The organism is Nocardia sienata NBRC 100364 (assembly GCF_001613205.1).
Lineage (GTDB): Bacteria > Actinomycetota > Actinomycetes > Mycobacteriales > Mycobacteriaceae > Nocardia > Nocardia sienata.
Genome location: NZ_BDBX01000011.1, coordinates 1 through 15,048 on the forward strand (window position 1 = coordinate 1; position 15,048 = coordinate 15,048).

14 protein-coding genes are annotated in these 15,048 nt (G+C 67.7%); 7 read left to right on the forward strand and 7 right to left on the reverse strand.

Going from position 1 to position 15,048, the window contains the following annotated elements:
• On the reverse strand, positions 1–1,985 hold a 1,985-nt coding region (gene ftsH, locus NS4_RS09615; RefSeq protein ID WP_063059185.1), incomplete at its 3' end, for an ATP-dependent zinc metalloprotease FtsH.
• Between the two features lie 298 nt (positions 1,986–2,283).
• Here ftsH and NS4_RS09620 point away from each other — a divergent pair.
• Positions 2,284–3,282 carry a hypothetical protein gene (locus tag NS4_RS09620; protein ID WP_245665222.1) on the forward strand — a complete coding sequence of 333 codons (999 nt, stop codon included), beginning with the start codon at positions 2,284–2,286 and terminating at the stop codon, positions 3,280–3,282.
• A 241-nt stretch (positions 3,283–3,523) separates the two neighbouring features.
• Here the strand turns inward: NS4_RS09620 and NS4_RS09625 are convergent, their stop codons facing one another.
• Positions 3,524–3,997 (reverse strand): RrF2 family transcriptional regulator, encoded by a 474-nt coding sequence (locus NS4_RS09625; RefSeq protein ID WP_063059187.1) that lies wholly within the window; start codon positions 3,995–3,997, stop codon positions 3,524–3,526.
• 87 nt (positions 3,998–4,084) lie between these two features.
• On the opposite strand from NS4_RS09625, the gene NS4_RS09630 reads away from it, so the two are divergent.
• On the forward strand, positions 4,085–4,834 hold the full coding sequence (locus NS4_RS09630; protein ID WP_245665224.1) for an SDR family oxidoreductase: 750 nt from the start codon (positions 4,085–4,087) through the stop codon (positions 4,832–4,834).
• A gap of 55 nt (positions 4,835–4,889) precedes the next feature.
• Here the strand turns inward: NS4_RS09630 and NS4_RS09635 are convergent, their stop codons facing one another.
• Entirely contained in the window at positions 4,890–5,705 is an 816-nt protein-coding gene (locus NS4_RS09635; RefSeq protein WP_063059188.1) for a DUF1266 domain-containing protein, read from the reverse strand.
• A gap of 104 nt (positions 5,706–5,809) precedes the next feature.
• Between NS4_RS09635 and NS4_RS09640 the strand changes: the two genes are divergently transcribed.
• From NS4_RS09640 to NS4_RS09655, 4 genes are all read left to right on the forward strand, one after another.
• Entirely contained in the window at positions 5,810–6,064 is a 255-nt protein-coding gene (locus tag NS4_RS09640; RefSeq protein ID WP_030524159.1) for a DUF2277 domain-containing protein, read from the forward strand.
• A gap of 123 nt (positions 6,065–6,187) precedes the next feature.
• Entirely contained in the window at positions 6,188–7,780 is a 1,593-nt protein-coding gene (locus tag NS4_RS09645; protein WP_084487062.1) for an aldehyde dehydrogenase family protein, read from the forward strand.
• A gap of 64 nt (positions 7,781–7,844) precedes the next feature.
• Entirely contained in the window at positions 7,845–8,678 is an 834-nt protein-coding gene (locus NS4_RS09650; RefSeq protein ID WP_063059189.1) for an SDR family oxidoreductase, read from the forward strand.
• Between the two features lie 421 nt (positions 8,679–9,099).
• Positions 9,100–9,984 carry a LysR family transcriptional regulator gene (locus NS4_RS09655; RefSeq protein ID WP_063059190.1) on the forward strand — a complete coding sequence of 295 codons (885 nt, stop codon included), beginning with the start codon at positions 9,100–9,102 and terminating at the stop codon, positions 9,982–9,984.
• Between the two features lie 52 nt (positions 9,985–10,036).
• On the opposite strand, the gene hpt is transcribed toward NS4_RS09655, so the two are convergent.
• From hpt to NS4_RS09675, 4 genes are read right to left on the reverse strand one after another with little or no spacing between them, the layout of a single operon-like run.
• Positions 10,037–10,600: a hypoxanthine phosphoribosyltransferase gene (gene hpt, locus NS4_RS09660; protein ID WP_063059191.1), complete on the reverse strand. Its 564-nt coding sequence runs from the start codon at positions 10,598–10,600 to the stop codon at positions 10,037–10,039.
• Position 10,601: 1 nt separating this feature from the next.
• Positions 10,602–11,621 carry a tRNA lysidine(34) synthetase TilS gene (gene tilS / locus NS4_RS09665; protein WP_439955769.1) on the reverse strand — a complete coding sequence of 340 codons (1,020 nt, stop codon included), beginning with the start codon at positions 11,619–11,621 and terminating at the stop codon, positions 10,602–10,604.
• A gap of 3 nt (positions 11,622–11,624) precedes the next feature.
• Complete coding sequence (locus tag NS4_RS09670; protein ID WP_084487063.1) at positions 11,625–12,737, reverse strand: zinc-dependent metalloprotease; 1,113 nt, start codon at positions 12,735–12,737, stop codon at positions 11,625–11,627.
• 14 nt (positions 12,738–12,751) lie between these two features.
• On the reverse strand, positions 12,752–14,236 hold the full coding sequence (locus NS4_RS09675; protein ID WP_063059196.1) for a D-alanyl-D-alanine carboxypeptidase/D-alanyl-D-alanine-endopeptidase: 1,485 nt from the start codon (positions 14,234–14,236) through the stop codon (positions 12,752–12,754).
• A 193-nt stretch (positions 14,237–14,429) separates the two neighbouring features.
• Here NS4_RS09675 and NS4_RS09680 point away from each other — a divergent pair, with 193 nt between their 5' ends.
• A complete protein-coding gene (locus NS4_RS09680) occupies positions 14,430–14,918 on the forward strand; it encodes an inorganic diphosphatase (protein ID WP_030524167.1) in 489 nt (162 codons plus the stop codon).
• Positions 14,919–15,048 lie beyond the last annotated feature (130 nt).

Here is a 15,048-nt window from a genome sequence, read left to right on the forward strand (position 1 = left end):
GGATCGCGTGGGCCGACACCGGCGGGGACCGCGGGGTGCGGCGGCCACGGTTCTCCGCGTTCGGCGGCGAGCTCGCCCGGGGTCTTGACCGGCGGTTTGTCCGACGGCACACGATCGCCGAAATCGTTGAACGCGGTGATCCGGGGCCGCTTCTGCACCGCACCGAGGATGGTTTCCAGATCCTTGCGGTGCAGGGTTTCGCGTTCGAGCAGCGCGGTCGCCAGATCGTCGAGCACATCGCGGTACTCGCTGAGGATCGCCCACGCCTCGGTGTGCGCGGCCTCGATGAGATTGCGGACCTCGACGTCGATGGCGCCGGCGACCTCGTGTGAGTAGTCCGAGGAGGTTCCCATGGAACGGCCCAGGAAGGGATCGCCCTGTTCCTGGCCGTACCGCACCGCCCCGAGGCGAGCGCTCATACCGTATTCGGTGACCATCGCGCGGGAGATCTTGGTCGCCTGGTCGATATCGGAGGAGGCCCCGGTGGTCGGCTCGTGGAACACCAGTTCCTCCGCGGCGCGCCCGCCCATGGCCATGACCAGCCGGGCGATCATCTCCGAACGGGTCATCAGGCCCTTGTCGTCCTCGGGCACGGTCATGGCGTGGCCGCCGGTGCGGCCGCGGGCCAGGATCGTCACCTTGTAGACCGGTTCGATATCGGGCATCGCCCAGGCGGCCAGCGCGTGGCCACCCTCGTGGTAGGCGGTGATCTTCTTCTCGTGTTCGCTGATGATCCGGCTCTTACGGCGCGGCCCGCCGATCACTCGGTCGACCGATTCCTCGAGCGCGTCACCGGTGATGGTGGAACCGTTCTCCCGCGCGGTGAGCAGGGCGGCCTCGTTGATGACATTGGCCAGGTCGGCGCCCGACATACCCACGGTGCGCTTGGCCAGGCCGTCGAGATCGGCTTCCGGGGAAATCGGCTTGCCCTGCGAGTGGACCCGCAGGATGGCGCGACGGCCGGCCAGGTCGGGATTGCTGACCGGGATCTGCCGGTCGAACCGGCCCGGCCGCAGCAGGGCGGGGTCGAGGATATCGGGACGGTTGGTCGCGGCGATCAGGATGATGCCGGTGCGATCGCCGAAGCCGTCCATCTCGACCAGCAGCTGGTTGAGGGTCTGTTCGCGTTCGTCGTGACCGCCGCCGAGTCCGGCGCCGCGCTGGCGGCCGACCGCATCGATCTCGTCGACGAAGATGATGCAGGGGCTGTTCTGCTTGGCCTGCTCGAAGAGGTCGCGCACGCGCGAGGCACCGACACCGACGAACATCTCCACGAAATCGGAGCCGGAGATGGTGAAGAACGGGACCCCCGCCTCGCCCGCCACGGCACGCGCGAGCAGGGTCTTACCGGTACCGGGCGGGCCGTAGAGCAGGACGCCCTTCGGGATCTTGGCGCCCAGCGCCTGGTAGCGCACCGGATTCTGCAGGAAGTCCTTGATCTCGTAGAGCTCTTCGACCGCCTCGTCCGCGCCGGCCACATCGGCGAACGTGGTCTTGGGCATATCCTTCGACAACTGTTTGGCCTTGGATTTCCCGAAGCCCATCATGCCGCCGCGGCCGCCGCCCTGCATACGCGACATCACGAAGATGAACAGGCCGAGCAGGATCACCATGGGCAGGACGAACAGCAGGATCTGGGTGAGCCAGCTCTCCTGTTTGACCACCGTGTTGTATTGGGCACCCGAATCCTGAACGGCCTTGAAGATCTGGGCCGAGGTATCGCTGCCACCGGGATACTTCGCGATGATCTTGTCGGCGCCCTGGGTGGCGTCGTTCCCGTTCTTCAGTTCGATCCGCAATTGCTGTTCGCGATCATCGATCTGAACGTGGGCGACGTTCTCCTTGTCGGCGAGCTGGCTGATCGCCACCGACGTATCGACGCTCTGCCAGCCGCGGGTGTCGTTGCCGAAGTAACTGAACAGATAGATCACGAGCAGAATGCCCGCGATTATCGCCAGGGTACGAAACACTGTCTTGCGGTTCATAGAGCGTCGGCCGGGCGGCCAGTCCTTTCAGGCGTCTCCGCGTTTTGCCTAGCGATGCGTCGTTCTCGGGCGGCGCAACCCGCATCCGTTGCCGCCCGGTGGGCGGATTCGGATGCGGACATGCCACGTTACCGCGTACGGTCTAGTCGATACATCGCGCTTCCTGACTCGTCGCAAGCCAGTAGTTCGGCTGGTGATGCAGTTCAAGAGGTAAACGGCCGGAAAACCACGGTGGTTCCCGGGGTCGTGGTCTGTGATATCTCGTAGTGATCACAATCATGGCACGCATGTAGGACCGATGATGATCGCGTACGACCCGAGCGCAGGGGGTATGGACATAGTCGAGTTACGGACACCCACAGCAATCGTGCGGCACGGCGAAGGGCGGTTGGTCGTCCTGCGTCCCGGTGCCGACGGCGAAAACGAGAGTGACGGCGAGCGAGTCCTGGACGTGGCGGTGACCGACCTGCTGGAGGTGCGACTCAGCCGGCGAGCCGACGACGCGGTGGTCATCGAGATATATCTGCGCTATCCGACCCCCGTGCTGGTCGGCGTTCCGGCCGACCGGACCCCGCTACCAGTGCTGATCGCCGAACACGATGTACCGGCGGCCGCCGGCATCGTCGCCCGCATCAACGACCAGATCCTGGCGGCGCAGCGGATCGATATCGCCGCTCCCGAACTGATCGCGCCACCCACCGAACAGACCGAGCACGGGCCGGTACGCGCCGATGTGGAGCGCGCCGTACGCCGGATGTCGGCGACCGGACGGGGCAAGGCCGCGGTGGCGGATCTGGCCGGTTACCTCACCCCCGACGAATACGTGCTGGAAACCGCCGGTGTCCTCGCCCACCCGCCGGTGGGTGAGGACGACACCTGCCTGCTCACCGTGACCACGGCACGGCTGCTGCTGGTCTCGCTCGGGGCCGGCGAGGCGTATGCCCACGAACTGCCGATCCCCGTGATCATGCGGGCCCGGGCCACCGAGGAGGCGGTCTCGGTGGTGGAGGACATCCGGGTGCGGGACCGCCGTCCTCTGGTGGAAGTACACGACGGCAATACGACGATGTACTTCACCGCGATGGATCGCGCGGATTCCGAGCGGCTGGCAACCGCGATCAACTTCGCCGTCCGGCTGGTCGCCGTGGACGGTGCGGCCGGTCCCGCCGATCCCAGCGTCGCGCATCTGTACACGGAATGGGAGTTACTGGTGGAGCGGCACTCTCTGGGAATGGTCGACGACACCCAGTTCCAGCGCTACGGCCGCGGGATTCTTCGCTCCCTGCCGGGCATCTGAACACCGACGCCCCGGCCGGCCGGGGCGAACGCCGCACGGATCTGGGATGGTCCACCGCGCGGCTGTTCGATCCGCCTGGGTTGGCCGGTTGCCGATCCAGGCGCACCACCCACCGCAACTCCCGCTCGAACGGCCGGGCGGGAGGCTTGGGGAGCGTGGGTGAGGTATGCGGAGCAGCGCGCGGCCGGCCGAGGCCGCACAGCCCCATCCGACGAGCCGGATCGAATCGCACGGGTGTGCGCTATTGCGTGCCCGTGAGGCGCCGACGCGTCCGTTCAGGGGCCCACTCGGGCAATTCGGCGACGAGACCGGCCAGTGAGGTGGCGGCCAGGCTCGCCCGCCACGCCTCGTGCGCCTCGGCCATCTTCACGGCGAGAAGGCATGGCTCGCGGCATTCCTCCGAGGGCAGGCCGCCGCGACCCTGCTGACGTATTTCGCGGCATTCATAGGGCGAGGCGCCGCCGTCCACCGCCTCGACGATCTGCAGCAGCGTGATCTCTGCGGCCGGCCGGGCCAGCCGGAACCCGCCTCGGGGTCCCGTGGTGGCGCTGAGCAGGCCGGCCCGGACCAGAGCCTGGAGCTGTTTGGCCAGGTAGGGCGCCGGAAGATCGAAGTACTGGGCCAGCTGTGCCGCCGAAGCGGTCGTTCCCGGTGCGAGCTGCGCCAGCGAGGTGGCGCAGTGCAACAGCCATTCGGTACTCACCGGCAACTTCATGCCTGTGATTCTATCCAAGATATTGCGGATCTATTTAGTCCGAGATACTCTTCCGGCAGCAATGACCACCGCTGGAGGAGACAGCCCATGACCATGCGAATCGCCGTCGCCGGCGCCACCGGCAATATCGGAACTCTCACCGTCGAGGCGCTACAGGCCGCCGGCCACGATGTCGTCCGTATCAGCCGCTCACTCGGCGTCGACCTGCGCACCGGCGCGGGACTGGACACCGCCCTCGCCGGTGTCGATGCCGTGGTGGACGCCATCAGCGTCGAAAGCACCGACCGCGCCGAGGTCGTCGACTATCTCGGCAGCACCACCCGAAACCTGCTGGCGGCCGAGCAGCGCGCGGGGGTGAAACACCACGTCCTGCTGTCCATCGTCGGCCTCGGCCGAGTGGAGGGCAACGCACACTACGCCGGGAAGCGCGAGCAGGAACGACTGGTGGAGCAGGGCAAAGTGCCCTGGACCATTGTCGCGGCGACCCAATTCCACGATTTCGCCGCGACCGTCACCGGCTGGACCGAGCAGGACGGCGTCGCCACCCTCGCGCCGCTGCTCGTCCAGCCGATCGCCCCGGCCGATGTCGCCGCGATCCTCGCCGAGATCGCGACCGGCGCGCCGCAGGGCCGCTACCGCGATATCGCGGGACCGGAACCGCAGGACCTGGTCGATATGGCCCGCCGCACCAATGACGCGCGGGGGCGCTCGGTCCGGCTGGTGCCTACCTGGTCGTCGTTGTTCGGGCCGGAAATGGCCGGAGACACGCTGCTACCCGCCGAGAACGCGCGAATCGCGCCGACGACCTTCGACCAGTGGCTGGCCACGCAGAGCTAGCTCCCGCAGGCGACCCGCATCGGCGGCAGTAGGCGGAGCGGCCGAAGTATTCCGGCTACACCAGACCGATGCGGCGCCAGGGGCTGGTCGGGCGCAGCCACAGGCGCAGCAGTTCCAGGCGGCGGTCGACGCCACCGTCCTTCAGCTCGGCCAGGTCCTCACAGGCCTGCCAATAGGTCCAGCCGGTCAGGTAGGCGTCGCCGAACTGCCGCCAGTTGCGGTATTTGCGCTGGGCCAGCGGAAGGGCCCGGCCCAGGTAGTCCCATGCGACATCGGCTTCGATATAGCCGGCGGTGTAGGACATACGCGCCACGGCGACCACCCGGGCCAGATCCCAGGCGTGGATATCGGCCGGCAGGGGACGCGACAGATGGTCGGTGAAACCGATTTTGATCGCCTGGGACCAGATGTCGTAGTCGCGGACGAGTGCCTCGGAATTGTCGATACCGCGGAACGAGGCGACCTGCCGCAGGAACGCGCGGTGCCGATCGGCGCGTTCGCCGAACCGGTCGCGTTCGCTGGCGTTCAGCGAGGCGGTGACCAGTGGATGCACCAGGGCGTACAGCGGGGCGTGCATACCCTCGAGCAGTTGTTCCATGGACGCGCGCGCCTCGGTGCCGTCGGTGATACCCCAGGCTCCGGTGAGGGTGTCGATGGCCAGTTCACGCCGGTCGCCGAGCGGATGGTCGCGTTCGGGCCCCAGCAGCAGCGCGTCGTGGAAGGCGTCCCAGCGCGCCGAGTAGAAGGCGCCCAGCGACAACGCGCGCAGGCGGTCGTCGTCGATATGCGCGCCGGACCAGTGGTCCTCCTCGCGCTTGTCGAGCTCCGGATAGGGAAATGGGGTCGGCGTGGGCAATCCGGCAGCAGCCATACCGAGAGTCTAGGACGCATGGGCGCCGACCGGTCCGGGCAAACGTATTTTCACATTTGTTCCTTGCCCTGCCACGCGCTGTGTTCCAGCGCTAATGTGCATTCATGTGTAGAAACATCACCGTCTTGCGAGGTCTGGAGCCCGCCGCTACCGAGCAGGAGATCTATGCCGCCGCACTGCAGTACGTGCGCAAGGTCGGTGGCCTGTCCGGGTTGAGTTCGGCCACCAAACCCGCCGTGGACAAAGCCGTAGCCGCCGTAGCCGCGGCCACCACCGAACTGCTCGCCGAATTACCCGACCGCCGGGTGCCCCCGGCAACCGAGCCGCCACTGCGCCGGTTGGCTCGCGAATCCCAATAGATCCCGGCATCGGACACCGCGACCGGGCGCGGTGTCTCGCACAGTGTGTCACGATCGATCCGGTGAGCTGATTCACAACGATCGGCCCCAGCGGTTCCGAGCACGACGCAGTGGGAGAACGCAGTGACCAAAACCGAATCGGGACAACCCGACGCCACGGTGAAAACCGTGGACCCGCCCGCGGACTCGGAGATCCGAGTCCTCAATCCCGCCACCGGCGAGGTGGTCGGCTCGGTACCGGATATGTCGGCCGAGCAGGTCGTCGCGGCCATCGCCGAGTTGCGCGAGCACCAGCGCGCATGGCAGGCCATCGGCGCCGACGAGCGCAAGGAATGGCTGCTCAAACTTCAGGACTGGATCATCGACAACACCGAGGTGCTGGCCGACGTCCTACAGTCCGAGACAGGTAAACCGCGGGTCGATTCGCTCATCGATCCGATCTTCGGTAGTGATCTCATCGGCTATTACGCGCGCCGCGCCGCCAAATTCCTCGCCGACGAACATCCCGCCCCGCACAGTCCGCTGTCCCGGGTGAAACGGCTGACCACGGTATTCGAACCGTATCCGGTGGTCGGCGTGATCACGCCGTGGAACTTCCCGTTGGCGATGCCGCTGCTCGATGTGATCCCGGCGCTGGCCGCCGGCGCCGCGGTGATCTTGAAACCCTCCGAGGTAACTCCCCTCTCCGCGCTCGAACTCGCCCGCGGCTGGGCCGAGATAGGCGCTCCCCCGGTGCTCTCCGTCGTCACCGGCGCGAGCGCCACCGGCGCGGCGGTGGTCGAGCACGCCGACTACATCCAGTTCACCGGTTCCACCGCTACCGGCCGCCGGATCGCCGCCGCCTGCGCGGCCCGGATGATCCCCTACAGCCTGGAACTGGGTGGTAAAGACCCCGCCATCGTGCTGGCCGACGCCGATCTCGACCGCGCCGCCCACGGCATCGCCTTCGGCGGCATGTTCAACTCCGGGCAGGTCTGCATCTCGGTCGAGCGGGTCTATGTGGAAGCACCCGTCTACGACGAATTCGTCGCCAAACTGACCGCCAACGTCAAGTCCCTGAGACAGGGCCGCGACGACCGCACGCCCCGCAACGATGTGGGCGCCATGGCGAACGAGAGTCAGGTCGGCATAGTCCAGCGGCATATCGACGAAGCGGTCGCCGCCGGCGCGAAGGTCCTGACCGGTGGCAAGCGAACGGGAGTGGGCACCTTCTTCGAACCCACCGTGCTGGTGGACGTCGACCACACCATGTCGTGTATCACCGAGGAAACCTTCGGCCCGACACTGCCCGTCATGAAGGTGGCCGATGAGGCCGAGGCCATCCGGTTGGCGAACGACTCCGTGTACGGGCTGTCCGCGACGGTGTGGACGGGCGACAAGGCGCGCGGCGAACGGGTCGCCCGGGCGTTGCAGGCGGGCGCGGTCAATATCAACGATGTCTTCGCCAACCTGTTCAATTTCGCGCTGCCGATGGGCGGCTGGGGCGATTCCGGTGTCGGCGCCCGGTGGGGTGGGCCCAACGGGGTGCGCAAGTACTGCCGGGCCAAGGCGATCACCACGCCGATACTGCCCACCCAGGAACGTGAACTCACCTGGATGCCGTACGACCTCAACAAGATCCTGATCGGGCTCGGCGCCATGCGCGCGGCCGGAGCGCGCGGTATGCGCCGGATCGATATCCCCGCGCTGCTGCGGCTCAAGGGAGAGAACCGATGAGGCGAGCCCTCGGCCTTCACTACGGGCTCCGCCGACCGCATGCACCCGCTCCGAAGGAGGAGATGTGAGCAGGACCGACTCCATTCGCGGCAAGGTTGTCGTCATCACCGGGGGCGCCCGCGGTATCGGCCTGGCCACCGCGATCGCCCTGGAGAAACTCGGAGCCAAGATCGCGATCGGTGATATCGACGAGAAGACCGTCAAGGAATCGGGCACCGACCACGATTTCGATTACTACGGCCGGCTCGACGTGACCGATATCCAGTCCTTCACCACATTCCTCGACGATGTGGAACGCGAGATCGGGCCGATCGATGTCCTGATCAACAATGCGGGCATCATGCCGACCGGGCGGCTGGTCGAGGAAGCCGACCAGATCACCCGGCGGATCCTGGAGATCAATGTCTACGGCGTGATCCTGGGGTCCAAGATCGCGCTGACCCGTATGCTCGCCCGCGGCAGCGGCCACATCATCAATATCGCCTCGCTGGCCGGTGAGACACATATTCCGGGTCTGGCCACCTACAACGCCTCCAAACACGCGGTGCTCGGTTTCACCGACACACTGCGCGAGGAGTACCGGGGCACCGGTGTGTCGTTCTCGTCGGTGCTGCCGACGCTCACCCGGACCGAACTCGGTTCCGGGGTGGCGGCGCCGAAGGGTCTGCCCGCGGCGGAACCGGAGGATATCGCCGCGGCGGTGGTCCGGCTGATCGCCAAACCCCGGGCCAAGGCGCGGGTCACCCGGGCGGCGGGTGCCATGTCGGTGTTCGTGAATCTGCTGCCGCAGTCGGTGGGTGATGCCCTGGGGCGGTCGATGGGGTCGGCCCAGACCTTCCTCGACGATGTGAACGCCGAGGAGCGCAAGGCCTACGAGGAGCGGGTCCGGGGAAGCTGAACCGGAGCCACGGTCCCCACGCCGCGGTCCGTCACCGGACGGGCCGCGGCGCACCGCTATGGGCCCATCGAGGCCGCACCGAAACCCTATTGTGATCAATGTCACTTGACGTGCATAGTCGATGACACGGTGGCGAGAAATCGTTTCACGCGACCACCACCGAACCGAACCGCAGTTCCATAGGCCGAGGTGACAGCACATACGGAAACGAACAGCTCTACCACCGCAAACGCGCCATATTTTACGTCGTAACGTCCGCCGACGCCCGGCCGTCGGCGATGCGTGAAGCCCATGATGCATATCACCGCGCGACCCCATAAGCTGTCACTAACAAACCTGCTGACTGTTTCGGACCCAATATGCGGACCCCCCGAACAAATTAGGGCTGGAAATTCAGCAACGATTCTGATAGCAAGGTGCTATGGACCCGCATTTGCGCGATCTGCGGTATTTCGTCGCCGTCGCCGAGGAACTGCACTTCACCAACGCCGCTCAGCGGCTGCACATCGCTCAACCGACCCTGTCGCGTCAGATCCGGCAGCTGGAACGTCAGCTCGATGTGGTCCTGTTCGATCGCAACCAGCGCAGTGTCGCGCTCACGGTTGCCGGTAAGGAACTGCTCAGCGGCGCCCGCAAGATCCTGGAGCTCTGGGAAACCACCAACAGCTCCCTGCAGGAGGCGGGCGAAGTTCTGCGTGTCGGCCTGCAGTCGACGCTGGGCCGTGGGCTGCTACACGATCTCGAAAGCGCCAGTGGCCACCGATTGGCCCTGCACCCCGCCGCGTGGACCGACCCGTCCAGCGGTCTTGCCGGCCGCCAGGCCGATCTGGCGCTGGTCTGGCTCCCGTTACCCGACCAGAACCGCTACCGCTGGCAGGTCCTGCGCACCGAGCGCCGCTGGGTGCTTCTACCGGAGAATCATCCACGGGCCGCCCAGGAAATGATCGACTTCGCGGACCTGCTCGACGATCCGTTCATCGCACTGCCCGCCGAAGCCGGCGCCATCCGCGATTTCTGGCTCGGTAACGACGCCCGCAACGGCCGTCCCGCCACCATCGGCGCGGAAGCGGCCACCCCCGAGGACCGGCTCGAAGCCGTCGGGCTCGGACTGGGTCTGTGCCTGCTCGCCGAGAACAACGTACCCATGTACCGCTGGCCCGGGCTCACCGCACGGCCGGTCACCGGTCTGCCCCCGTGCGAGCTCGCGGTCGCCTGGCGCGCCGACGACACCCGGCCGACCATTCTCGAATTCGGCCAGCGGGCCGTTTCCGGCGGGTTCGCGGCACCACCGGCCATCCCGGCCTGACCGAGCGGAAGTCCGTGGGTAGGTGGGTTCGCCCACCTACCCACACTTCTGTTCAGGCCTTTTCGCCGCCGTAGACCCGCGGGTGCAGCGTGCCGATATAGGGCAGGTCCCGGTAACGCTCGGCATAGTCGAGACCGTAACCGACGACGAATTCGTTCGGGATGTCGAAACCCACGTTGGCGACCTCGACCTGGGTGCGCAGTGCGTCGGGCTTGCGCAGCAGGGTCACCACCTCGAGTGAGGCCGGGTTGCGGGTGGAGAGATTGCGCATCAGCCACGACAGGGTCAGGCCCGAGTCGATGATGTCCTCGACGATGAGCACGTTGCGGCCGGCGATGTCCTTGTCCAGATCCTTCATGATGCGCACCACGCCGGACGACGACGTGGAGGATCCGTAGGACGATACGGCCATGAACTCCATCTGAGTCGGCATCGGCAGAGCTTTGGCCAGATCCGTCATGAAGAAAATGGCGCCCTTGAGCACGCCGATCAGCAGGAGATCGCCCTCCGGCGCATCGGCCGGGTACCGCTTGGCGATCAGTTCGGCCAATTCGCTGACCTTCGCCGCGATTTCTTCTTCGGTGATCAGGACCGAATCGATATCGTCCCCGTACACGTCAACTGGTTTCCCTTCGGTCTCGGCGTTCCCGATCGGTGCGGGCAAGTGTCAGCCTGCCATGCTCACGAACGACGACCAACCGGGTCCCCCGCTCACCGCCGCCCACCGCGACTCCGCCCTGTCCTCGCCAGGCCACCACCAGGTCGTCGATACCGCGGATATGTGCTCCGCTCACCCCCGGTACCCCCTGGGAGAGCAGCCACGCTCGTACCGCCCGGCGGCGCACCGCGGCGGCGGCCTCCGCCAGCACAGCGCATACCGGCGATCCGACGCCGGCCCGCACCAGCAGATCGCCGGCCAACGCGTCCAGAGCGGCATTGTCCTCGCGCAGTTGCTCGGCGGTCCGGGCCAGCGCCGGCGCCACCGCGCCGCCGAGCACCTCCTCGAGCAGCGGCAGCACCTCGGTGCGCAGTCGTACCCGGGTGAACTCGGGGGCGCTGTTGTGCGGATCCTCATACGGCGTCAGTTCGAGGTCGGCGCAGAACTGCCGGGTCGTCTCCCGGCGGACCCCCAGCAGTGGCCGGCCCCACGGGCCGTCGCTCGGGGCCATCCCCTGGATCGAACGCGCACCCGAACCCCGCCCGAGTCCCAGCAGTACGGTTTCGGCCTGATCGTCGAGGGTGTGGCCGAGTAGCACCGGCAGACCCGATCGGGCCACGTCCAGAGCCGTATAGCGCGCTTTCCGCGCCGCGGCCTCCATCCCGCCGGGCCCGCTCACCTCTACCGGCAGCACCCGTGCCGACCGGCAGCCGAGCGAACGCGCCGTCGCGGCGGCCGTCGCCGCGACCACATCCGATCCGTCCTGTAGCCGGTGATCCACGATCAAGGCGTGCACTTCCTCGGCTTCGGCGAGCGCGGCCGCGGTGAGCGCCAGGGAATCCGCGCCGCCCGACAGCGCGACCGCCACACACCGCCGGGTCGGGCCGAACCCGGCCAGCCACGCCCGGACCGCGTGCCGCACACCCAGCACCGCGGGCGTCTCCGGTAACCGGATCGGCCGCTGTTCGGCGTAGGGCACCGCTCAGTCCAGGACGCGGGCGATCCAGCGCCGCGGTTCGTCGATCTCCTCGGTGCGCGGCAGCGTATCGGGATCGGTCCACACCACGTTGAACCGTTGCATGCCCACCGTGCCCACCACCTCGTCGACAAAAGCCTTCCCGCGCACGTATTGCGCGACCTTGGCGTCGATACCGAGCAGCGCGCGCAGTAGGCGCTGTACCGGGTTCGCGGGCCGGGTACGGCGTCTGTCGAACGCCATCCGGATCTCCTCGACCGAGGGCACCACACTCGGGCCGACCGCGTCCATCACATGATCGGCATGCCCTTCCAGCAAGGTGCCGAGCAGCAGCAATCGGTCCAGCGCCGCGCGCTGCGCAGGCGGCTGAGTGGCCCGCAACAGTCCCACCACCCCGCGGGAGGCCGGGTCGTCGGAAGCCTGGCCGCTGCGCCGCAGTTTCACCTCGGTGAGCAGCCGGGACAGCATCTCCGAGGTCGCCTCGTCACCGATCTCGCCGAGTACCTCGACATTCTCGCGCATATACCCGGCCAGCCACGGCGACGCCGAGAACTGGACCCGGTGGCACACCTCGTGCAGGCAGACCCACAATCGGAAATCGGCCGACGGCACCGCGAGCGCGCGCTCGACTCCTACGATATTCGGGGCCACCAGCAGGAGCGTGCCGTCCGGACCGGTGAACGGGTCGTACTGGCCCAGGATCGCGGTGGACAGGAACGCCAGCATGGCGCCCACCTGCACCCCGGCGGGTTTACCGGTGAACAGGCCGGACCGATCCGGAGTTCCGGTACCGGTCAGCTGGGCCATGGAGTCGGCCGCAGCCCCGATCCAGCCGGGCCGGTCCACGATCCGGGCCGCGGGGACGGGCTGATCGTCGAGCAGACCGGTGACCGCCCGCACGGGGGCCTCGGCGCGTACCGAGGCCTCGCTGAGCTCGGCCACCGCCTGCTCGGCCGCCGGCCGGGAGGTACGGGGCCCGGCCGGTACCAGCGCGGCTCCGGTACGGGCCGCCCACCGCCAGTCCACCGAACCCGCGAGAGTGCGCCGCTGCTCACCTGAGCCGCCGCTCTCGGCCACTGTCCGGGCGCCGGGCCCACCGGGACCTTGTCGAATCGTCATGCGCCCTCCAGCCGTCAGGAACATCCACAGTTGCGCAGAGTGGTCGCGACGGCGTCCAAAGCGGGCCGACTGACCTCCGGAGGCCGATCGCTCGACATCAGCGTGAAAGTCAGGATCCGGCCGTCACGATCCAGCACGTAACCAGCCAACGTACTGGCCACCGACAATGTTCCGGTCTTGGCGCGCACCCAACCGGCGCCGCCCTGATTCTGCGTGACATATCGGCTGCTCAGCGAGCCGGTACCACCTGCGACCGGCAGATAGTCCAGCATCGGCACCAAACGGCTCGTGAGGGTGGCGGCGGCCGGTTCCGGCTGCTGCTGCCGGGCCGCGCCCGCGCCCAGCGGCGGCGCGAGCGGTGCGCGTGCGGTGGTAGTGGTCTGTGCGTCCGGTTCGGGAGCGGCCGCGGTGTGGAGGATCTGGTTCAGCAGCCGGGCCGGTATGCGGTCGTCCACCGAGAGCCCGCTGCAGTCGAACATCGTCGCACCGGCCATATCGAAACCGTGCTCGGCCAGCACCGCCGTCACCGCGGCCGCGGCCCCCTCGAACGACATCGGCCGCCCGGTGGCCCGGGCGACCTCCCGGCCGATGGTCTCGGCCAGCACATTGTCCGAATACACCATCATGTCGCGCAGCCGGTCGCGCAATGGCGCGGAAGTCACCTCGCCCAGCCGTTTGGTTCCCTGCGGTGCCGTACCGACGCGCACTTTGGCCGGGTCGAGACCGAGTTCGGTGGCCAGTCGCCGTCCCACATCCAGCGCCGGAGTCCCCGACCGCGGCGAATACTCGCCCGCGGGATCGAGCCGGCCGCCGTCGAGCATCACCGGCTCCAGCGGTGCGATGGAGCCGCCGGGGATATCGATCGGATCCCAGCCGCGGGCCATGGTCGGGCCCGAATAGGCAGAGGTGTCCACCACGACCGTGTCGGCCCGGATATCGGCGTTGCGCACCTGCGTGGCCAGCTCCAGCAGACTGCCCGCGCCCGGGTAGTAACCATGCCCGCCCGGCTGGGCGGTGAGCGTGGGATCACCCGCGGCCACCAGCACGATCTCGTTGGGCGCCGAACCCGCGACGACCTTGGTGTTCACGCGCTGATCGGCGGGCAGGGTGAGCAATGCCGCCGCGGTGGTCATGATCTTGGCCGTCGACGAGGGCACGCGCGGCTCATCGGCGCGCTCACTCCACAACACCGTGCCGCTGGCCGCATCGGTGACAGATCCGGCGAAACCACCCAGATCGGGACTGGCGACCACCGGGCCGAGCGCCGCCGCGACACCCGCCGCACTCGGGGCGGGCGCGGTATCGGGAGCCGGCGCCACCTGCGGGGAGACAGTGGCCGGCGCGGGCGGCGCGGCGATGGTGAGCCCACCGTGCCGGAACTCCGGCGTCCACGGTCTCAGGATCATCGCGGCCACCGCCGCCGCCCCGGCCAGCACCACCAGCACGATGATCGACCACGTCCGTACGCCGCGGCGCCGGCGCGTGGCCGAACCATACATACCGCTGCCGCCCTGCACCACCACGTTGCCCGTCTTCTCCCATGTCCGGCGACTATCACACCCGAGCCCCCACTGAACCCATGTGCCCGCCGACAACAATATCGGTGTTCGGCTACCGTTCTCGGCGAACAACCGGGTGCGTCGGCGAGGCCGGCCACCACGGCGCATCGTGAGAGCAGCGAAAGGAGCTGGCGTGGAGTTCGACGTCACCATCGAGATCCCCAAGGGTTCGCGCAACAAATACGAGGTCGATCACGAAACCGGGCGCGTGCGCCTCGACCGGTTCCTGTTCACCTCCATGGCCTACCCGGCCGACTACGGCTACATCGAGAACACGCTCGGAGAGGACGGCGACCCGCTGGACGCGCTCGTCCTGCTGCCCGATTCGGTGTTCCCGGGCGTCATCGTCGAAGCGCGGCCTGTCGCCATGTACAAGATGACCGACGAGGCCGGCGGCGACGACAAGATCCTCTGTGTCCCGGCCGGCGACCCCCGCTGGGACCACATCCAGGACCTCGGCGATGTCCCCGAGTTCGAACTGGCCGCCATCAAGCACTTCTTCGAGCGGTACAAGGACCTCGAGCCCGGCAAGTTCGTCAAGGGTTCGGAGTGGGTGGGCCGGGCGGAAGCGGAGGCCGAGATCCAGGCGTCGTTCAAACGTTTGGAAGAGCAGGGGCACTGAGTTTTCGGCGGCGCCTCCGGCGCCGCGGGGTCGAGGCCCCCTCGGTCTCGCCGTTTCGGCCTCGAGACTCGAGCCTTCGGCTCATGCGCTTTCGAGGCCGAAACGGCGAGACGGGCCTCAACCTTTGAGG